We start from the raw sequence: 19446 nt of genomic DNA, 5'->3' as shown, positions 1-19446 counted from the left end.
CCCGAGCCGGACGTTCCGCCGGCGGCCCCGGGCGCGTGGCCCGAATCAGCCGTCCGTCACAGGGGCAGTTGGCGGCACGGCCCGTTCCGTACATGATCGGGTGAATCGGATGAAGAGAACGGTCCATGGACCGTCGGCCAGGAGGGGAAGTCCGGTGAGCACTCCGAACAAGGACATCGAGAAAGTCGAAGTACGGATCAAATGGGACCCCAGCCCGCACGGTGAACCGGACATCGACCTCGACATCATCGCGGCCACCTACCCGGCGGACGCGCCGTACGGCAGCCCCTCGTACCTGGTGCACTTCGACAGCCGCTCGCCGGACGGGACCATCACGCTGAACCGGGACAGCAGAACCGGCCAGGGGTTCGGCTTCGACGAGGTCATGACGATCGAGCTGGACCGGCTGGCGGACCGGTACGGCCGGGTCGTGGTAGGCGTCGCCATCCAGCAGCGCGAGGGCCGCAAGACCTTCGGCGAGGTCGGCAGCACGGCGGTGGAGATCCGGGAGGGCTACACGAGCCTGATCGAGGACGACTTCGCGGGTGTGGCGTCGTCGACGGCGGCCGTCGTCGGGGAGTTCTCCCGTACCGGTTCCGGGCAGTGGATCTTCCGCGCCGACGTACGTGGCTTCGACGCCGACCCGAACGCCTTCGCCGCGGTCATGGGCAACCGCGACCCCGGGACCTGACATCGGCGCCCTGACACCGACGTCGTGACGCGACGTCTTTCGGCCAACCAGGGTGCCGCGGGTCCTGAGCACAGGGCCCCCGGCATCACGGTGCGGCGGCCAGGGGCCCCGGGGGGGCTGCCAGAACCGCGGCGACCGCGCTCTTCCCTGCCCGGACAGACCGGCCATATGGCCGGCCCTTACGCCGGAGGGGCGTCAGCCCGAGGCTGACGCCCCTCTCAACAGGGACTACTTGTCAGGGTGAAGCTTGCCGAGTGGTGTACTCGACGCCCTTGCGCCCCGTTTCAGCTGCAACCGCTGGTCGAGCCGCAGCCCTCGCAGATGTAGCAGGAGCCGGCGCGCTGCATCTTCGTACCGCAGGAGAAGCAGAGCGGGGCGTCCGCGCTGATGCCGAGCTGCATCTCGACCAGCTCGGCCGAGGTGTGCGCCGTCGCCGGAGCCGGCTTCTCGGCGGACTCGCGGGAAGCCGCCACCGCCTTCAAGGGCTGCACCGGTGCCGACTGGGCGAGGCTCTCGGAGTCCACGCCATCCGCCTCGAAGGACGGCTCGTACGAACCGGTGTCGAGGTGGCGCTGGCGCTCCTCGGCGGAGTGGATGCCGAGGGCGGAGCGGGTCTCGAAGGGCAGGAAGTCGAGCGCCAGGCGGCGGAAGATGTAGTCGACGATCGACTGCGCCATCCGCACGTCCGGGTCGTCCGTCATGCCGGCCGGCTCGAAGCGCATGTTCGTGAACTTCGAGACGTACGTCTCCAGCGGGACGCCGTACTGCAGACCGACCGAGACGGCGATGGAGAAGGCGTCCATCATGCCCGCGAGGGTCGAGCCCTGCTTGGACATCTTCAGGAAGACCTCACCGAGACCGTCGTCCGGGTAGGAGTTGGCGGTCATGTAGCCCTCGGCGCCGCCCACCGTGAAGGAGGTGGTGATGCCGGGGCGGCCCTTGGGGAGACGCTTGCGGACCGGGCGGTACTCGACGACCTTCTCGACCGCCGTACGGATGGTCTCCTCGGCCTTCGCGGTGACCTCTTCCTTCTCCTTGTCCTTCGTCTTGGCGGAGAGGGGCTGGCCGACCTTGCAGTTGTCGCGGTAGATCGCGAGCGCCTTGACGCCCAGCTTCCACGCCTCGAAGTAGACCTCTTCGACGTCCTCGACGGTGGCCGTCTCGGGCAGGTTGACGGTCTTGGAGAGCGCGCCGGAGATCCACGGCTGGATGGCCGCCATCATCCGGACGTGGCCCATCGCGGAGATGGAACGCTCGCCCATCGCGCAGTCGAAGACCTCGTAGTGCTCGGGCTTCAGGCCCGGCGCGTCGATCACATTGCCGTGGTCGGCGATGTGGGCGACGATCGCCTCGATCTGCTCCGGCTGGTAGCCCATGCGGCGCAGGGCCTGCGGCACCGTGCCGTTGACGATCTGCATCGAGCCGCCGCCGACCAGCTTCTTGAACTTGACCAGGGCGAGGTCGGGCTCCAGGCCCGTGGTGTCGCAGGACATGGCGAGACCGATGGTGCCGGTGGGCGCGATGACCGAGGCCTGCGCGTTGCGGAAACCGTTCTTCGCTCCGAGCCGGATCACGTCCTGCCAGGCTTCCGTCGCCGCCGCCCAGACGGGGGCGTCCAGGTCGTCGGTGCGGATGGCCTTGGCGTTGGCGTCGGAGTGCTGCTTCATGACGCGCTGGTGCGGCTCGGCGTTACGGGCGTAGCCGTCGTACGGGCCGACGACCGCGGCGAGCTCGGCGGAACGCTTGTAGGAGGTGCTGGTCATCAGCGAGGTGATGGCGCCGGCCAGGGCGCGGCCACCGTCGCTGTCGTACGCGTGGCCGGTCGCCATCAGGAGGGCGCCGAGGTTGGCGTAGCCGATGCCGAGCTGGCGGTAGGCGCGGGTGTTCTCGCCGATCTTCTGCGTCGGGAAGTCCGCGAAGCAGATCGAGATGTCCATCGCGGTGATGACCAGCTCGACGACCTGGGAGAAACGCTCGGACTCGAAGGACTGGTTGCCCAGGCCGTCGTCCTTGAGGAACTTCATCAGGTTGAGGGAGGCGAGGTTGCACGAGGTGTTGTCCAGGTGCATGTACTCGCTGCACGGGTTCGAGCCGTTGATCCGGCCGGACTCCGGGCAGGTGTGCCAGGCGTTGATGGTGTCGTCGTACTGGATGCCCGGGTCGGCGCAGGCCCAGGCCGCCTCGGCCATCTTGCGGAAGAGGGACTTGGCCTCGACCTCTTCGATCACGTCGCCGGTCATCCGGGCACGCAGCCCGAACTTGCCGCCCGCCTCGACGGCCTTCATGAACTCGTCGTTCACACGGACCGAGTTGTTGGCGTTCTGGTACTGGACGGACGTGATGTCGTCGCCGCCCAGGTCCATGTCGAAGCCCGCGTCACGCAGGGCGCGGATCTTCTCCTCCTCCTTCACCTTGGTCTCGATGAAGGCCTCGATGTCAGGGTGGTCGACGTCGAGGATGACCATCTTCGCCGCACGGCGGGTGGCGCCGCCGGACTTGATGGTTCCGGCGGAGGCGTCGGCGCCGCGCATGAAGGAGACCGGGCCCGAGGCGTTGCCACCGGAGGAGAGGAGCTCCTTGGAGGAGCGGATACGGGAGAGGTTCAGACCGGCCCCGGAGCCGCCCTTGAAGATCATGCCCTCCTCCTTGTACCAGTCGAGGATCGACTCCATGGAGTCGTCGACGGCCAGGATGAAGCAGGCGGAGACCTGCTGCGGCTGGGGCGTTCCGACGTTGAACCAGACCGGGGAGTTGAAGCTGAAGACCTGGTGCAGGAGGGCGTACGCCAGCTCGTGCTCGAAGATCTCGGCATCCGCGGGAGAGGCGAAGTAGCTGTTCTCCTCACCGGCCTTCCGGTACGTCTTCACGATCCGGTCGATCAGCTGCTTGAGACCGGTCTCGCGCTGCGGCGTACCGACCGCGCCGCGGAAGTACTTGCTGGTGACGATGTTGACCGCGTTCACCGACCAGAAGTCGGGGAACTCGACGCCACGCTGCTCGAAGTTGATCGAGCCGTCGCGCCAATTGGTCATGACGACGTCACGGCGCTCCCACGCCACCTCGTCGTACGGATGCACGCCGGGGGTGGTGTGGATGCGCTCGATGCGCAGACCCTTGCTCGCCTTGGCGCCCTTGGTGCGGGAACCTCGTGCCGGGCCGCTCGCCGTCTCTGTCATGCCGCCTCCCATATGTGGGCAAAAACGCCCTGAAGTGCCCGGTTCTTCCCAGGCACAGTGTGTGTCCGTCGTCCCGCGAGCCACGTAGGCCCCGGGAACAGGTTCTGCATCGCCCGGTCACCGGCCGACGGACATGACTCCGGACGGTGACGGGCCGGTGCCGCTCAGTCGGCGGCAGCGGCAGGGGCGGGGACCTCAAGGGTCTCGCCGCTCCCGCAGTCCTCTGCGGTGGGCCGCTGCGCGCGCAACTCCACGATGGCGGCCTCGAAGTCTTCCAAAGAATTGAACGCCCGATAGACGGACGCGAAGCGCAGGTACGCGACGAGGTCGAGTTCCTGCAGGGGGCCGAGTATGGCCAGACCCACGTCATGGGTGGTCAGCTCGGCACTGCCGGTGGCACGCACCGCCTCCTCGACCCGCTGGCCGAGCTTGGCGAGGGCGTCCTCCGTGACGGGCCGGCCCTGGCATGCCTTGCGGACACCGGAGATGACCTTGGTGCGACTGAAGGGTTCGGTCACGCCGCTGCGTTTGACCACCATCAGCGAGCACGTCTCCACCGTGGTGAAGCGGCGGGAGCAGTCGGGGCACTGGCGGCGGCGACGGATCGACGTCCCGTCGTCGGTGGTGCGACTGTCGACGACCCGGCTGTCGGGGTGCCTGCAGAAGGGGCAGTGCATGGCTCCCAACCCTCCTTCACAGCGCGACCGGACAACGTCTCCGGCCAACCCTTGCGGGCCCCTCGGAGGCAGTCCCCAGCATAGGCGATGAGGCTGGGCCGAATGAACCCGGGACCACAACTTCTGGGCGGCCGGAACGATCCAACCACTAGATCTAGGGTTGAGTCGCAATTTCGACCCTTCCGCGTGTCGCACCCCGGGGGGCAGCCGTGGGCGCCCGGGCCAGGCAAGAGGGTACGGGAATCGCGCGGTCCGCGAGTTGCCGGGGGTCGGAGGTGCGGGGCCGGATGAAAGACTGGTGCCTGGACCCGGCGGGGAGCCCGCCGAACCCCGTACGCACCCTTCCGTCTCGTGCTCATACACCTGAGGGAAGGATGGCGGGAGCCCTTTATTCGTTTTTCACTCGAACGTGTGTTTGGCGCAACCTTTCGAAAGCTACTACCGTTGTCCAGCTAGGGAGAACATTCGAGAGGGGCCGACGTGACCACGACCGCAGACAGTGCCACCATCACCGCGCGGGACCACCGCTCCCAGAGCCGACTTGAGCCGGTGCATGCCATGAATGACTCAGTCACGAACACGGACGGGCCCGAGCCCGCGCGACCCGGGCGCTCCTTGCCCGGGAGGCCGCCAGGGATCAGGGCGGACAGCTCGGGTCTCACGGACCGGCAGCGGCGGGTCATCGAGGTCATCCGCGACTCCGTGCAGCGCCGGGGATACCCGCCGTCCATGCGCGAGATCGGTCAGGCGGTGGGCCTGTCCAGCACGTCGTCCGTCGCCCATCAGCTGATGGCCCTGGAGCGCAAGGGGTTCCTGCGACGGGACCCGCACCGGCCCCGTGCGTACGAGGTGCGCGGATCGGATCAGCCCAGCACCCAGCCGACCGACACGACGGGGAAGCCCGCCGCGTCGTATGTGCCGCTGGTGGGCCGGATCGCAGCCGGTGGGCCGATCCTCGCGGAGGAGTCGGTCGAGGACGTCTTCCCGCTGCCGCGCCAGCTCGTCGGTGACGGCGAGCTGTTCGTCCTGAAGGTCGTCGGTGACTCGATGATCGAAGCGGCGATCTGTGACGGCGACTGGGTCACCGTGCGCCGCCAGCCCGTCGCGGAGAACGGGGACATCGTCGCCGCCATGCTGGACGGCGAGGCGACGGTCAAGCGCTTCCGCCGCGAGGACGGCCATGTGTGGCTGCTGCCGCACAACGCCGCGTACCAGCCGATCCCCGGTGACGAGGCGACGATCCTCGGCAAGGTGGTGGCGGTGCTGCGGCGGGTGTGAAGAGCATCGGTCGTTGATCCCAAGGACACGCCTCAAGGACATGACGGAGCCCCGGGACGCTCTACGGCGACCCCGGGGCTCTTCGTCGCCCCCGCACCCTCCTACTTGCCGTCCGCCTTGGCCAGGGCGTCGATCGCGGCGAGTGAGCGGCGCGCCTGGTTGCGGTCCGTCGTGTACCAGAAGTCCGGCATCGAGGCCCGCAGGTAGCTGCCGTACCGCGCGTTGGCGAGCCGGGGGTCCAGCACGGCGACGACACCCTTGTCGCCCGTGGCCCGGACGAGGCGGCCCGCGCCCTGGGCCATCAGCAGCGCGGAGTGCGTCGCGGCCACCGCCATGAACCCGTTGCCGCCGGCCTCCTCGACCGCCTTCTGGCGTGCGCTCATCAGCGGGTCGTCGGGCCGGGGGAACGGGATCCGGTCCATGACCACCAGCTGACAGCTCGGCCCCGGCACGTCGACGCCCTGCCAGAGCGAGAGGGTGCCGAAGAGGCAGGTCTCCGGGTCGGCTGCGAAGTTCTTGATCAGCTCGCCGAGGGTCTCCTCGCCCTGGAGCAGGATCGGCTTGTCCAGCCGGCCCCGCAGCTCCTCGGCGGCCGCCTTGGCCCCCCGCATGGAGGAGAACAGCCCCAGCGTGCGGCCGCCCGCCGCCTCCACCAGCTCCGCCAGCTCATCGAGCATGTCCGTACGGGACCCCTCGCGGCCCGGGGTGCTCAGATGCCGGGCGACATAGAGGATGCCCTGCTTCGGGTAGTCGAACGGGGAGCCGACATCCAGCCCCTTCCACTGCGGGATGTCGTCGCCCGCGGTGCCCTCGGGGGCGAGCCCCAGGGATGCGCCCACCCCGTTGAAGTCCCCGCCGAGCTTCAGCGTGGCCGAGGTCAGGACCACGGAACGCTCGGCGAAGAGCTTCTCGCGCAACAGCCCGGAGACGGAGAGCGGAGCCACCCGCACGGAGGCGCCGAACCGGTCGTGCTGCTCGTACCAGACGACGTCGTACTCCGAGCCCTGGGTGATGCGCTCGGCGACCCCGTGGATCGACTCGACCGAGGCCAGGGCCTGCTTGCGGACGGCGTTCTCGTCCTCGACCGACTTGTCCCGGGTTGCTCCGATCGCGGAGATCACCGTACGGGCCGCGTCACGCAGCGCCATCAGCGCGTACCCGAGGTCTTCGGGCACCTCCTCCAGCCGCCCCGGGAGCGCCAGCTCCATCACCCGCTCGAACCCCTCGGCGGCGGTCTGGAGCGCGTCGGCGGCCTTCTCGTTGACCAGCTTCGCCGCCCGGCGGACCGCCCGGTTGACCTGGGCCGGGGTCAGCTCGCCGGTGGCCACCCCGGTCACCCGGGAGACCAGCTCATGCGCCTCGTCCACAATCAGCACCTCGTGCGAGGGCAGCACCGGGGCGCCCTCGATGGCGTCGATCGCGAGCAGGGCGTGGTTGGTGACCACCACATCGGCGAGCTTGGCGCGCTCACGGGCCGCTTCCGCGAAGCACTCGGCGCCGTACGCGCACTTCGTCGCGCCCAGGCACTCGCGCGAGGAGACCGAGATCTGCGCCCAGGCCCGGTCCGAGACGCCGGGGGTGAGGTCGTCCCGGTCGCCGGTCTCCGTGTCGCTCGACCAGTCCCGCAGCCGCAGCAGATCCTGGCCCAGCTTGCTGGAGGGCGCCGCCGCCTCGAACTGGTCGAAGAGCCCCTCCTCCTCGTCCTGCGGGACCCCTTCATGGAGCCGGTGCAGGCAGAGGTAGTTCGACCGGCCCTTGAGCATCGCGTACTGCGGGCGCCGACGCAGCAGCGGGTGCAGGGCGTCCACCGTGCGCGGAAGGTCCCGCTCCACCAGCTGGCGCTGGAGGGCGAGGGTGGCCGTGGCCACGACGACCCGCTCCCCGTGCGCCAGCGCGGGCACCAGGTAGCCGAGGGACTTGCCCGTGCCGGTACCGGCCTGGACGAGCAGGTGGGATCGGTCGTCGACCGCCTCGGCGACAGCCTCGGCCATGGTGGCCTGGCCGGGCCGTTCCGTACCGCCGACGGCGGTGACGGCGGCGTGCAGGAGCTCGGGGAGGAGTGGCTTCGTCATAGCCCGACCACCCTACGGCGCACCAGTGACAACGGCGATCACCCCCGGATCCGGGCAGCGGGGTGCAGCGGGTTGGGAACCCTGCCGTGGATCGCCGCGTGCGGCCGGCTGGAGCGGTCGCGATAGCCGTCCACGTGCAGCCGGTTGCGGTTGAGACAGAGCCGTTCGATCTCGGGGGTGAGCATGTCGAACAGCTCGAACCGCTCCTTGAGCTCGGGAAAGCGGGCGTGGTGGCGGACGATCTCCGCCCGGACGAGTGACCAGAAGGCGTCCTCACTCACCCCCAGCTGCTCCTCGCAGAGCGGGGACAGATAGCGGAAGACACCGACGAAGAGGCCGGAGTGGATGAACTGGGTGAGGAAGGACGGCGCCTCGGTGAGGAGGACGGTGCGGACCTCGTCGGGCATGGTGTCGTGCTCCGGCAGCGGGTGGGCGCTGACGTTGACGTCGTCCACGAAGTCCTTGATCGCGAGCCGTACCGGCACGTCGTTGTCGTCGAAGACGACGATGGCGTTCTCGCCGTGCGGGGAGAACACCGTGCCGTAGCGGTAGAGGAAGTGCAGCAGGGGCGGCAGCAGGGCGGCGAAGAGGCGCGTGAGCCAGGCCTCCGGGGCGAGGCGGGAGCGCTCGACGAGTTCGGCCGTGAACGCGCGGCCCGCCGGATCCGTATGCAGGAGGGAGGCGAGCGTTCGGGCGCGTTCGCCCGGTGCGAGGCGGGGCGGCAGGGGCTCCCGCCAGATCGCGCCGAGGATTTCCTTGTACTGGTAGGGGGCTTCGGGGAGGTGGTCGTAGAGCGGGTGTTCCACGGCGACGGAGGCGACCTCGCCGAGGAGGATGACGCGGCAGGTGTCGCGCAGGAACGGATCGGCCTCGCACAGGCCCTGGACCCAGGCGGTGACGGCGGGGGCGGCGAGGGTCCGCTCGGTGGGCAGGCCGCGCCAGACCAGGGTGTTGAGGATGGACAGCGGCAGCTTCACGGTGTGCCGGTCGGGGCGGGCGACGTTGGCGAAGGTGCGGACGGACTGCTGGGCGAGGCGTGCGTCGCCGTCGGTGTGCAGCGCCACGATGTCCCCGTCTGCGATGGCGGGGGCGAAGAGCGGCACGATCCATTCGTCCCACTGCCAGGGATGTACGGGGAGGTAGAGGTAGCTCTCCGGGTCGACCCCCCGGGCGTGCAGCTCGGCGGCGAACGAGGCGCGCACGGAGGGGTCGAGCTCCTGGGCGTAGAGGTGCTCGTGGGTGGTGAGGCGGCCCACGCCCCGGTACTGCGCGATGCGGGTGCTCACGGCGATCCACGGCAGCTGGAGGGGGCTGCGGGTCTCGGGCGTGAAGCGGGCCGCGTCGGCGGCGGAGAAGCCGAGCCGCCCCTTGCTCGCCACCAGCCAGGGGTGGCCGGTCTGGTGGCCTTCCAGCTCTGCGTAGTCGACGTCGGCGAGCTCGCGCGCGGTGAGGGCGGTGTGGTCGAGCCGGGCATCGGCGGAGAGCGTGAGGGTCAGCTCCCGGATGAGGTGGCCGAGGGTGGCGCCGTCGAGGCCGAGGAGACCTCGGGCGCGGGCGAGGAACCGCAGCGGGTCGCGGAAGGGGCGGGTCCCCTCGGACGAGCCATTGGCCGACGCGGTGGAGGAAGAGGCGTTGGAGGATGCCCTGGGCGAGGGTGAACCGGAGGGCGGGGACGAGCCGTTGGAGAGGGCGGCCGCGGAGCTCTGCACCGTCTCGATGGAATCGGGGTCGACGCGCCAGCTTCCGTAGACGCCCCGGTCGGCCGAGAAGCGGAGCTCCGTACCGTCGTCGAGCGACAGGGAGTGCAGGCGGCCGTCGCCGGGCCGGCGTTCGGGCTCGATGATCTCCTCGTAAGCGAACTCGCCGAGCATCTTGGCGAGCAGCCGCGCTGCGGCCCTGTCCCAGACCTGCCGGTTCAGTTCCGGGGGGCTGAGGAGAGGGTGAGGCTCGACTGAATCATGGCTCGCGGGATATGTCGGCACGGGGACTCCTCCGGGTGGAACCGATGGGGTTCGAGCGGTATGGACGGTGCGGCGCGATGTTCACAGGTGATCACGGTACGTTCGGTCGCGGATCATGAGAGCGGCACGTTTGTCGGGGAGGTCCACTTCTGCGGAGAAGCGGAATCCTGCGCTCAGGAACGCCGCTATGGACGGGGTGTTGCGCAGGTCCGGCTCGGCGACGACCCGGCCGCATCGCGGAAGGTTGTCCAGTACGAGGTCGGCGACCGCGCGGAGCAGGGTGGTGCCCACGCCCCTCCCCCGGTTGCCCACGCCCCCGATGAGGAGGTGGATGCCGGTGTCGTGGAGGCGGGCGGGGTAGTGGCGGGCCAGCGGGTCCAGGTCGGCGCGGTAGATCTCCCAGTAGCTCATGGGCGTTCCGTCGAGGACGCCGAGGCAGGGGAGGGAGCGGCCGTCCCCTTCGAGCTGCGGCCTCAGATGGTCGGCGGTGACGGATTCGGGCCCGGCGAGCTCCCAGAAGGCGGCGACGGCGGGGTCGTTCATCCAGCGGCTGAGGACGGCGAGATCGCGCTGCAGGTCCACCGGGACCAGGTGGAAGACCCCGGCCTCGGTGGTCGCGCCGGGCCAGGTGGCCGGGTCACCGAGCAGCTCGCCGGCGGGGTCGCACCGACGAGCTGCCCTGTTCCGGTCCTCTGAGATGAGGGCGAGGAGTTCCTCGGTGAGCTTCAGGTCGAGAGTGTCTTCTGTGCCGGTGGGCGCGGTGGGGGTTCCCCGGCCGCCGGGCCCGGAGCCCGGTTCCGGAGGCTCCGCGTCGGATTCGGCGGGCGCGTCGGCGGGAGGCACGGTGACACTCTCCTCTCTGGAGCGGGGCCGGGCCCCTCAGGCGTGCAGCGGGTTGGCGACGGAGACGTAGACGGACTGGGTGTCGACCGGACCGACCAGCTCGTCCAGTCCGTGCAGCCGGGTCAGCAGGTTTGCCTTGCAGCGCAGTTGGCGGTTCTGGAGAAGATACGCGGGCAGGGGCGAGCCCAGTTCCGCGTTCTCGGTGAGGAATTGACGGAGGACGGCGAGAAGGGCCTGCTCGTCGGCGAGGCGCTGGGCGCCGAACGCGCCGATGAGGCCGAGGACGTTGTTGATGCCCAGGTAGTAGGCGAACCGCTCGTCGGTGACCTGGTCGGATACGAAGGTGTCGCTGACGGTGGAGATGCCCGGGAGCCGCCGCTCCAGCTCGTCGCGGCGGGAGTCCCGGAAGTAGTAGCCCTGGTTGTCACGGTAGCGTCCGCCGACCGGCCAGCCGTCCGGGTCGAGCAGGACCAGGGTGTTCTGCTGGTGGGCCTCCAGGGCGACGCCGGCGTGGGCGTCGAGCCAGAGGACGGGGCGTACGACGCGGTCCAGATAGCGCCGGAACCACTCGGCGGAGACGTCCGCGAGCGGGCGGCCCGTCCGGGCGATCAGGGCGGCGACGGCCTCGGCGAGCCGCGAGCGCATCAGGGGCTGCCCGGGCCGGGGCCGCTGTGCGGTGAGTCCGGCGATGCAGACGGCGTCGTCGCCCGGGCCGAAGGGGTTCTGCCGGAGCATCACGTCGAGGCCGGTGACGGGGGTGCCCTCGGGGTCGTCGACGGCGAGCCAGGCGGGGTCGCGGACGATGTCGAAGCCGGGGTGTTCCCGCTGCCAGCTCTCGGCCAGTCCGGTGGTCAGGAGGCGGTGGACCTCGACGCCCCGGTGCAGCTCCTTGCGGAGGTTCTCGCGGCGGGAGTTGGTGATGCGGACGCCGAGGGAGAGCTTGAGCATCACGCGGGCGCCGGGGCGGTGGACGGTGCGGATGGACGAGGTGGGGTGCCAGTGCTCGCCGTACGGGCCGAGGTCGTGCAGCAGGCCGGTCTCCTGGAGCGCGGCGACCTGCGGACGGCTCAGCAGGTCGGCGGCCTGCCAGGGGTGCAGGGGGAGGGCGGCGGTGCCGGACGGCAGGCGCAAGCCGTCGCGGTGCGGGGCGAGGAGCTCCTCGGCGGACGCCTCCCCGCCCTCGCTCCAGGCGGAGTCGGTGGCGGTCAGGGAACGGTCCACGGCGAACCAGTGGAGTGGGAAAGAGCCGTGGAGCTCCGGCGAATAGCGCCGGGACTCCGCCTCGGAGAGCCCTTCGCGGCTCTTTGGGGTGGGGTGGAGCGGGTGGCCGAGGAGGAGGGACTGCTCGGCGGTGAGGAAGAGGTCGGCGTCGGCCGGGTCGGCGGGGCGGCGCCGCCGCTGTTCGACGAACCCGGCGGTGTGGCGTACGGAGTCGGCGACCCGGGCGACCAGGTCGGCGGATCCGTTGCGGTCGGCTTCCCGGCCGATCAGGACGGCGACGGTGACGGCGTCGGCGGACGGGGCCTTCTCGGGCGCGCCTTCCAGGACCGGGGCGCCGAAGCGGTGGGCGCCGGTGGCGGACCAGTAGTGAACGGGGACGAGCAGCGCGGTGCCGGTGGCAGGGAAGGCGACGCGCAGGGTGTCGCCGTCGGGGCGGGGCAGGTCGTTCTCCCGGGTCCAGCACCGCAGGAGGCTCTCGGTGCCGGCGGCGTCGGCGGCCCGCAGCGGGTCCGGGTGGTCCAACAGGTCCTGGCCGTCCCGGAGTCCGTCGTACGGCGCTGCGGCGTCGAGGGCTTCCGGGGCGCCGGGCTCCGTGGGGGCGTACGCCGGGTCGCTCACGTCGTCGCCCTGCACCGCTTTCTGACGGGGCACGGTCGTCGCCTCGACCGTGCCGGGGGCGGCCGGTCCGTCCTGCCCTCGGTGCTGGGGGGTACCGGGGCCGTCGGCCTCGGAGGCGGGGATGGGGTTCACGGCGGTCTTCCTTGTGTGGTTCCGGGGATCAGGAGGTCGGCCCGGCCGCGGCCCTGCGGTGCGGCGAACGCTCCGCGGCCGCCAGCGCGTCGGCCAGACGGTCGACGACGGCACTCGCCTGCTCGTCGGTGAGGGTGAGCGGGGGCAGGAGGCGGACCACGGCGCTGTGCCGGCCGCCGAGTTCGACGATGAGGCCGCGGTCCAGGCACTCCTGCTGGACGGCGCGGGCGAGGGCCGGGTCCGGCGGCGGGGCCGGGGCGTGGTCGTCGGCCTCGGCCGGCAGGGGCGCGGCCTCGGGGTCCACCAGCTCCAGGCCGATCATCAGTCCGCGCCCCCGTACGTTGCCGATCCCCGGATGGTCCGCCCGCAGCGTCCGCAGGCTGTCGAGCATGCGGGCGCCCAAGGCCGCCGCCCGTTCCGCCAGTCCGTTCTCCCGGACGTACGCGAGGGTGGCCGCGCCCGCCGCCATGGCGAGCTGGTTGCCACGAAACGTACCCGCGTGGGCGCCCGGCTGCCAGAGGTCCAGCTCAGAGCGGTAGACGATGACCGCGAGCGGGAGGGAACCGCCGATCGCCTTGGAGAGGACCATGACGTCCGGCACGATGCCGCTGTGCTCGACCGCCCAGAAGGCACCGGTCCTGCCGACGCCGGTCTGCACCTCGTCGGCGATGAGCGGGATACCCCGGGCCCGGGTGATCTCGCGCATCCTGCGCAGCCAGGCGTCCGGCGCGGGGTTGACGCCGCCCTCGCCCTGGACCGGCTCCACGATCATTCCCGCCGGGGCCGGGACCCCGCCCTTCTCGTCGTCCAGCAGGTGCTCCGTCCACCGTGCGCCCAGGGCGGCCCCGCGCGCGCCGCCGATCCCGAACGGGCAGCGGTAGTCCTGCGGGAAGGGCAGCCGGGTCACCCGGACGTCCCGGGCGCCGCCGGAGGCCCCCAGCGCCCCGGCCGTCATGCCGTGGTAGGCGCCGGTGAAGGTCAGCAGACCGTCGCGCCCGGTCGCGGCGCGGACCAGCTTGAACGCGGCCTCGACGGCGTCCGTACCGGCGGGGCCGCAGAACTGGATGCGGGCGTCGTCGGCGAGCTCGCGCGGCAGCGTGGCGAACAGCTCGGTGGTGAAGGCGTCCTTGACCGGGGTGGCGAGATCGAGCACATGCAGGGGGGCGCCGGAGTCCAGGACCTTCCGGATGGCTTCGAGCACGACCGGGTGGTTGTGGCCGAGCGCCAGGGTGCCCGCGCCCGACAGGCAGTCCAGATACCGCCGTCCGTCCGCGCCCTCGATGGTGAGCCCGCGCGCCCTGACCGGGACGATCGGCAGGGAGCGCGCGTAGGTGCGGGCGGCCGACTCTCGCAGCGACTGGCGACGGAGGATGCCCTCGTGCGCAGGAGGCGGTGCCACCGGAGCGGGTTCGGTCACGGACACGGCTCTTGATCCTCCTGCGGTAACAGTTGCGTTGCACGTCGGTACGTTTTCGCGCGGACGGAGTGCGGGGGTGAACGCTGCCCTGGTGTCCCCCGTACGTACCAACGACGCCGAACGCAAGGGATCACGGGTAAATCGGAACATCCTTGCGGGGACGGAACCGCGGACCTGCCGCGTACCGTCCCCATCGGCACCGGCATAGTGGGGGTCGCACCGAGGACCGGAGAACCTGCTCCCCGGCCCCGAAGTGTCCGAAAAGCAACGCGGAGTACCGAGTGACGAAGTCCCAGGGGGATCACCAGATGCGACCCATTCGCCCGACCGACACCGCACGCCGCGGCAGGCGCGTACGGCGCATGCCTTCCGGTGTGCTCGCCGCGACGGCGGCCGTCGCCGTCCTGGCGCTCACCGCCACCGCCTGCGGTCCGGAGGAGGACATCGGCGGCGGTACGACGCCCAGCGCCCCGGCCGGCCAGGCGGACGGCAAGGTCACCATTCCGGACGATCTCAAGGACCGGCTCAAGGAGCACGGGATCGACCCGGACAAGTGGCGGGACGGCGAGTGGAAGAACTGGGACAAGGACACGTGGCTGCGTGAGGCCAAGGACTTCGTCAACCCGATCATCGACGGCCTCTGGGACCCGGACCGGATGCGGGAGGCCGACAAGCCCCCGGAGAACCCGGTCGACAACGACATCTCCGGTGACGACGGTGTGACGGACCCGGCGCCCGCACCCGTCCAGGCGGCCGGTGTCGCGACGCCGTACCACGACAACGCGCCGGAGGCCGGGAAGCTGCTCTTCGACGGCCCCAAGGGCCCGATGGTCTGTTCCGCGACCGTCGTGAAGGACCCGGCGAACCCCGGCAAGTCCAACATGGTGTGGACCGCCGGGCACTGTGTGCACGCCGGTAAGGCGGGCGGCTGGTACCGCAACATCGCCTTCGTCCCGTCCTACAACAACGACAACCTCTCCCTGACGGAACTGGAGACCGCGCCCAAGGAGAAGATCGCTCCCTACGGCCTGTGGTGGGGCCGGTGGGCCCAGACCTCCGAGCAGTGGATCGCCCAGGGTGCGGCGACCGGCGGGCAGGGTGCCCCGTACGACTTCGCGGTGCTGCATGTGACGCCCGAGAAGGGGTCGACGGGCAAGTCGCTGGAGGAGACGGTCGGTTCGGCGCTGGCGGTCGACTTCAACGCCCCCGCCGTACCGCAGATCGCGGACATGACGGCCACCGGCTACCCGGCCGCGCCGCCGTTCGACGGCCAGAAGCTGCTCCAGTGCAAGGACCGGCCGGGCCGCCTCTCGGTCCGGCAGGACGAGCCGACGATGTACCGCATCGGCTGCACGATGACCGGTGGTTCCTCCGGTGGCGGCTGGGTCGCGGCCGGCTCGGACGGCAAGCCCGCCCTGGTCTCGAACACCTCGATCGGCCCGGTCTCGGCGGGCTGGCTGGCCGGTCCCCGGCTCGGCAAGGAGGCCGAGGGCGTCTACCGCGCGGTCAGCGAGAAGTACGCGGGGCAGTAGGGCCTTCCCGCCCGCGCACGACAGCTGTGAACACCGTTCCGCCCCTCGGCGGGACGGTGTTCGGCGTTCCGGCGGGTACACGGAAGGCGACCGAGTGCCGAATCCGTGTGGCCGACCGAGAGGCATGGCGATGACCGATTCCACGATGAGGGCGGTGGGCTGGGCGCAGTCCTTCCCCATATCCGAAGGAGTGCGCGCGGGGCGGAACTGGGCGCGCGAGCACCTCGAATCCCTGGAGTGGGCCCGGAACGCGCCCGACACCGTGGACTCGGTGCTCATCGCCGTCTCCGAGCTCATCACCAACGCGCACAAGCACGCCCACAGTGACGCCCAGCTCATCCTGACGTGGGACAGCACGTGTCTGCACGTCAGCGTCCACGACTCCAGTTCGCGGCCGCCCACTCAGCGCGAGGACGACCCGGGCGCACTCGGTGGTCGCGGTATGGCCATCGTGGACGCGCTGGCCGACAGCTGGCAGCACCATCCGCAGCGGGACGGCAAGACCGTGACCGCGTGCTTCGTGCCCCCTGGGTACGAGGACTCCGAAAAGGCTGCGGGGCGCGAAGACCCAGGAAACAGGTGACGCCCGGCCGGGGGTCCCGGTCGGGCGTCTCTGTCATGGTGTGTGCCGTGCGGTGATTACGGCCTTTGGCGTGCGGTGATCAGTGTGCGGCGGGGACGAACGTCTCCAGCTCCGCTGCCAGTTCCTCGTGGACCTGGGCCTTGAGCAGGGTGCCCTCGGCGGTGTGCTCCTCGGAGAGGACCTCACCCTCGGCGTGCACCCGGGAGACCAGAGCCCCCTGGATGTACGGCACGAGCACCTCGATCTCGACGGACGGACGCGGCAGCTCGGCGTCGATGAGCGTGAGCAGCTCGTCGATCCCGTCACCGGTCCGGGCCGAGACGGCGATCGCGTACTTCTCGTTGCGCAGCAGTCGCTGGAGGACCAGCGGGTCCGCCGCGTCCGCCTTGTTGATCACGACGATCTCGCGCACGTTCACCGCGCCGACGTCCCGGATGACCTCGCGCACCGCGGCGAGCTGCTCCTCCGGAACGGGGTGCGAGCCGTCCACCACGTGCAGGATGAGATCGGACTCGCCGACCTCCTCCATGGTGGAGCGGAACGCCTCGACGAGGTGGTGCGGCAGGTGCCGTACGAACCCGACGGTGTCGGCGAGGGTGTAGATGCGGCCGCTCGGTGTCTCGGCCCGGCGCACGGTCGGGTCCAGAGTGGCGAACAGGGCGTTCTCCACCAGGACACCGGCTCCGGTGAGGCGGTTGAGCAGCGAGGACTTACCCGCGTTGGTGTATCCGGCGATGGCGACGGAGGGCACCTTGTTGCGCTTGCGCTCCTGCCGCTTGATCTCGCGGCCGGTCTTCATCTCCGCGATCTCCCGGCGCATCTTCGCCATCTTCTCGCGGATCCGCCGCCGGTCCGTCTCGATCTTGGTCTCACCGGGACCACGGGTCGCCATGCCGCCACCGCCGCCGGAACCGGCGCCGCCCATCTGACGGGAGAGCGACTGGCCCCAGCCGCGCAGTCGCGGCAGCATGTACTGCATCTGCGCCAGCGAGACCTGCGCCTTGCCCTCACGGGACTTGGCGTGCTGGGCGAAGATGTCGAGGATGAGGGCGGTCCGGTCGACCACCTTCACCTTGACGACGTCTTCCAGATGGATCAGCTGGCCCGGGCTTAGCTCACCGTCGCAGATGACGGTGTCGGCCCCGGATTCGAGGACGATGTCACGCAGCTGCAGCGCCTTGCCGGAACCGATGTAGGTCGCCGGGTCGGGCTTGTCCCGCCGCTGATACACCGCGTCCAGCACCTGTGCGCCCGCCGTCTCGGCGAGTGCGGCGAGCTCCGCGAGGGAGATCTCCGCGTCACGCACCGTCCCCGAGGTCCAGACACCGACCAGCACGACGCGCTCCAGGCGCAGCTGGCGGTACTCGACCTCGGTGACGTCCTCGAGCTCCGTGGAGAGACCGGCGACGCGCCGCAGGGCGGCTCGCTCGGAGCGGTCCAGCTGGTCGCCGTCGCGCGCTCCGTCGATCTCCTGGCTCCAGGCGACGTCCTCTTCCATCAGGGCGTCGGCCCGAAGGCTCTCGGTGAGGCTCTCGGGCATGTTCTCCGTGGCGCTCTGCGCGTCCTGCGCGTCCTGGGGAAGGGAAGAAGAGGAGGTCATTGGATCCTTATGTCGATAGAAGTCTTTACGTCAGTCACAACGTGTGACCTGTCCGGATGATTCCCGATCATTCCCGCCGGGGAATCCGGTGCGGTCCGCCGTGCCGACGTGTCGATAGTGGCACGGCCCCACCGGGCCCGTCACTGGGGTTTTCCCCCGCCCTCAGGGGGTGGCGGCGGGCTCGGCCGCACGCCAGTCGGGGTGTCCGGGCATCGCCGGGGTCTTCTTCCCGTACAGCCAGTCCTCGAAGAAGGCCGTCAGGTCCCGTCCCGCGATACCGGACGCCAGCCGGGTGAAGTCCGCGGTGGTCGCCGTACCGTTCCGGTGGATCCGGACCCAGGCGCGCTGCAGCCGGTCGAAGGCGGCTGCGCCGATCTCCTGGCGCAGGGCGTAGAGGACCAGGGCGCTGCCGTCGTAGACGACGGGCCGGAAGAGGCTCAGCTTCTCGCCTTCGGCCGGGCCGTCCGGGTGCGCGGGCGGGCCGCCGTTCGCCCGCCAGCCGTCGGAGAGCTTGTACGCCTCGCGCATCCGCCGCTCCAGCGTCGCTCCGCCGTTCTCCTCCGCGTACAGGCCCTCGTACCAGCTGGCGTGCCCCTCGTTGAGCCAGAGGTCGGACCAGGAGGCCGGCGAGACGCTGTTGCCGAACCACTGGTGGGCCAGCTCGTGGACCATGACGGAGTCGACGTACCACTCGGGGTAGGCGGGCTCGGTGAAGAGGGACCTGCCGAAGAGGGAGAGCGTCTGGGTCTCCAGCGCGAACCCGATGCGGCTGTCGGCGACGAGAACCCCGTACGTCTCGAAGGGGTAGCGGCCGACCCGCCGCTCCATCCACTCCAGCTGGGCGGGGGTCTTCTTCAGCCAGGGCTCCAGCTTCTCGCGGTCGGCGGCCGGGACGACGTCGCGCAGCGGCAGTCCGTGCGGGCCCGTGTGGTGGTGGACGGCGGACCGGCCGATGGAGACCTGGGCGAGCTCGGTGGCCATGGGGTGCTGGGTGCGGTAGGTCCAGGTGGTCGTGGCGCCGTTACGGGTGTGGCCGGCGGGCAGTCCGTTGGCGACGGCCGTGAGGTCCTTGGGCGCGGTGACGCGGAAGGTGAAGTGCGCCTTGTCCGAGGGGTGGTCGTTGCTGGGGAAGACCCGGTGGGCGGCGTCGGCCTGGTTGGCCATGGCGAGGCCGTCCGCGGTACGGATCCAGCCGCCGTTGCCCGAGGTTCCGGACGGGTCGCTGGTGTGCCGGACGGTGATGTTCAGCGGTACGCCTTCGGGGAGGCGCCGTGGGGCCTGGACTACGAGGTCCTCGTTCTTGCTGCCGAAGTCGGCGGCCTGCCCGTTGACCTCGACGCCCTGGACGGTGCCCCGGGCGAAGTCGAGGTTGATCCGCTCCAGCGGTGCGGTGGTGCGGGCCCTGATCTTGGTGACGGCGTCCAGAGGCTTGCTGTTGCTGCCGTGGTAGGTGAAGGAGAGGTCGTACGTGAGGACGTCGTAGCCGGGGTTGCCGAGCTCGGGGAAGAGCCGGTCGCCGATGCCCAGGGGCTCGGGGGCGGGCAGGGCGGCGGCGACGAGGGTGAGCGACGCGGTGGCCAGGAGGGCGGCCCGCAGGCGGCGGGAGAGGTGCGGCATGGACTACCGCTATCAGCGCCGGGCGCTT

At 70.6% G+C, this 19446-nt stretch carries 13 protein-coding genes; 4 read left to right on the top strand and 9 right to left on the bottom strand.

The genetic code is table 11. From position 1 onward, the window contains the following. Window positions 1-154 precede the first annotated feature (154 nt). Window positions 155-691, top strand: a complete 537-nt coding sequence (locus ABZ154_RS01610; protein ID WP_356827992.1) for a TerD family protein — start codon at window positions 155-157, stop codon at window positions 689-691. Between the two features lie 284 nt (window positions 692-975). On the opposite strand, the gene ABZ154_RS01605 is transcribed toward ABZ154_RS01610, so the two are convergent. Together ABZ154_RS01605 and nrdR are read right to left on the bottom strand one after the other, a co-directional pair. Continuing rightward, window positions 976-3867 carry a vitamin B12-dependent ribonucleotide reductase gene (locus ABZ154_RS01605; RefSeq protein ID WP_356827990.1) on the bottom strand — a complete coding sequence of 964 codons (2892 nt, stop codon included), beginning with the start codon at window positions 3865-3867 and terminating at the stop codon, window positions 976-978. A 164-nt stretch (window positions 3868-4031) separates the two neighbouring features. After that, on the bottom strand, window positions 4032-4544 hold the full coding sequence (nrdR, locus tag ABZ154_RS01600) for a transcriptional regulator NrdR (protein WP_356827988.1): 513 nt from the start codon (window positions 4542-4544) through the stop codon (window positions 4032-4034). Window positions 4545-5024: 480 nt separating this feature from the next. Here nrdR and lexA point away from each other — a divergent pair, with 480 nt between their 5' ends. Beyond that, complete coding sequence (gene lexA / locus ABZ154_RS01595) at window positions 5025-5822, top strand: transcriptional repressor LexA (RefSeq protein WP_026242273.1); 798 nt, start codon at window positions 5025-5027, stop codon at window positions 5820-5822. A gap of 101 nt (window positions 5823-5923) precedes the next feature. Here the strand turns inward: lexA and ABZ154_RS01590 are convergent, their stop codons facing one another. From ABZ154_RS01590 to ABZ154_RS01570, 5 genes are read right to left on the bottom strand one after another with little or no spacing between them, the layout of a single operon-like run. After that, window positions 5924-7894 (bottom strand): ATP-dependent DNA helicase, encoded by a 1971-nt coding sequence (locus tag ABZ154_RS01590; protein ID WP_356827986.1) that lies wholly within the window; start codon window positions 7892-7894, stop codon window positions 5924-5926. Window positions 7895-7932: 38 nt separating this feature from the next. Then, window positions 7933-9876 (bottom strand): IucA/IucC family siderophore biosynthesis protein, encoded by a 1944-nt coding sequence (locus tag ABZ154_RS01585; RefSeq protein WP_356827984.1) that lies wholly within the window; start codon window positions 9874-9876, stop codon window positions 7933-7935. Between the two features lie 60 nt (window positions 9877-9936). Further along, window positions 9937-10698, bottom strand: a complete 762-nt coding sequence (locus ABZ154_RS01580) for a GNAT family N-acetyltransferase (protein WP_356827982.1) — start codon at window positions 10696-10698, stop codon at window positions 9937-9939. Between the two features lie 36 nt (window positions 10699-10734). Further along, window positions 10735-12669: an IucA/IucC family protein gene (locus ABZ154_RS01575; RefSeq protein ID WP_356827980.1), complete on the bottom strand. Its 1935-nt coding sequence runs from the start codon at window positions 12667-12669 to the stop codon at window positions 10735-10737. 28 nt (window positions 12670-12697) lie between these two features. Beyond that, window positions 12698-14092: a diaminobutyrate--2-oxoglutarate transaminase family protein gene (locus ABZ154_RS01570; RefSeq protein WP_356827978.1), complete on the bottom strand. Its 1395-nt coding sequence runs from the start codon at window positions 14090-14092 to the stop codon at window positions 12698-12700. A gap of 356 nt (window positions 14093-14448) precedes the next feature. Between ABZ154_RS01570 and ABZ154_RS01565 the strand changes: the two genes are divergently transcribed. Then, window positions 14449-15618, top strand: coding sequence for a hypothetical protein (locus ABZ154_RS01565; protein ID WP_356828177.1), 1170 nt, complete (start codon window positions 14449-14451; stop codon window positions 15616-15618). A gap of 130 nt (window positions 15619-15748) precedes the next feature. Beyond that, window positions 15749-16201: an ATP-binding protein gene (locus ABZ154_RS01560; protein WP_356827976.1), complete on the top strand. Its 453-nt coding sequence runs from the start codon at window positions 15749-15751 to the stop codon at window positions 16199-16201. A gap of 79 nt (window positions 16202-16280) precedes the next feature. On the opposite strand, the gene hflX is transcribed toward ABZ154_RS01560, so the two are convergent. Then, window positions 16281-17801: a GTPase HflX gene (hflX, locus tag ABZ154_RS01555; RefSeq protein ID WP_356827974.1), complete on the bottom strand. Its 1521-nt coding sequence runs from the start codon at window positions 17799-17801 to the stop codon at window positions 16281-16283. A 162-nt stretch (window positions 17802-17963) separates the two neighbouring features. Then, window positions 17964-19418: a M1 family metallopeptidase gene (locus tag ABZ154_RS01550; RefSeq protein ID WP_356827973.1), complete on the bottom strand. Its 1455-nt coding sequence runs from the start codon at window positions 19416-19418 to the stop codon at window positions 17964-17966. Window positions 19419-19446 lie beyond the last annotated feature (28 nt).

It is taken from the genome of Streptomyces sp. NPDC006261 (genome assembly GCF_040613515.1).
Taxonomy (GTDB): domain Bacteria; phylum Actinomycetota; class Actinomycetes; order Streptomycetales; family Streptomycetaceae; genus Streptomyces.
The sequence above is the reverse complement of the archived record's forward strand: the minus strand, read 5'-3'. Positions and strand labels throughout refer to the sequence as shown.

Coding starts and splice junctions, on each gene's coding strand:
- ABZ154_RS01605 (WP_356827990.1), bottom strand. CDS start 3,867: ATGACAGAGACGGCGAGCGGCCCGGCACGAGGTTCCCGCACCAAGGGC.
- nrdR (WP_356827988.1), bottom strand. CDS start 4,544: ATGCACTGCCCCTTCTGCAGGCACCCCGACAGCCGGGTCGTCGACAGT.
- ABZ154_RS01590 (WP_356827986.1), bottom strand. CDS start 7,894: ATGACGAAGCCACTCCTCCCCGAGCTCCTGCACGCCGCCGTCACCGCC.
- ABZ154_RS01565 (WP_356828177.1), top strand. CDS start 14,449: ATGCCTTCCGGTGTGCTCGCCGCGACGGCGGCCGTCGCCGTCCTGGCG.
- ABZ154_RS01560 (WP_356827976.1), top strand. CDS start 15,749: ATGACCGATTCCACGATGAGGGCGGTGGGCTGGGCGCAGTCCTTCCCC.
- hflX (WP_356827974.1), bottom strand. CDS start 17,801: ATGACCTCCTCTTCTTCCCTTCCCCAGGACGCGCAGGACGCGCAGAGC.
- ABZ154_RS01550 (WP_356827973.1), bottom strand. CDS start 19,418: ATGCCGCACCTCTCCCGCCGCCTGCGGGCCGCCCTCCTGGCCACCGCG.